Raw genomic sequence first — 639 nt, forward strand, 5'->3', positions numbered from 1 at the left:
ATTACGGGACGCCTCTGCCAATGGCGCAAGGCCGGATCGCCGATTAATATTAACTGTGACTAATATGCCACCCGGGAATCTCATGGCGACGATACGGTTGATGGCAACACTCCCGCGCGTAGCAGACGATCAAAATCTCTCCTGACCTTCCGCGACGTCTCCTTGAGATGCGCTTCCAGCACAGCGAAATCCGGCAGGTCGGTGACCGCCAGCAGCAGGTCCGAGAGGCCCGGCGGGACATCGTCGCGCTGGAACTCGCCGGTGAGGCAAAGCCTGATCATCTGGGTCAGGGCGAGATAGAGCGCGTAGGCATCGCACAGTTGCTGCCTGACATCGGCGCCGGCGAAATCGGGAGAAAGCCGCGCCAGGATGTCGGCCGTCGCGGTCACCCTGCGGCCAGCCTCGACGACATGGCCGGTGAGCACCGCCACCTGGGCGATGAATTCGAGATCGATCAGTCCGCCGGGGATCAGCTTGATGTCCCAGAGGTCGCGCGGCGGCTTTTCCTTTTCGATCAGCGCGCGCATCTCCGAGGCTTCGGCTTTCACCTTGGCGGCGTCGCGCGGCTGCGCCAGAACCGCCGCCACCTCTTCGTCGAGCTCGGCGCAGAGTTCGGCATCGCCGCCGATGGCGCGCGCC

Annotated in this window: 1 pseudogene; it reads right to left on the reverse strand. The window is 64.0% G+C overall.

Annotated elements, in window-relative coordinates:
* Positions 1 to 80 precede the first annotated feature (80 nt).
* A pseudogene (locus tag EOA24_RS40155) lies at positions 81 to 639 on the reverse strand (bifunctional [glutamine synthetase] adenylyltransferase/[glutamine synthetase]-adenylyl-L-tyrosine phosphorylase); the annotation flags it as partial.

Origin of the sequence: Mesorhizobium sp. M2A.F.Ca.ET.039.01.1.1, from assembly GCF_003998035.1 — a bacterium.
Taxonomy (GTDB): domain Bacteria; phylum Pseudomonadota; class Alphaproteobacteria; order Rhizobiales; family Rhizobiaceae; genus Mesorhizobium.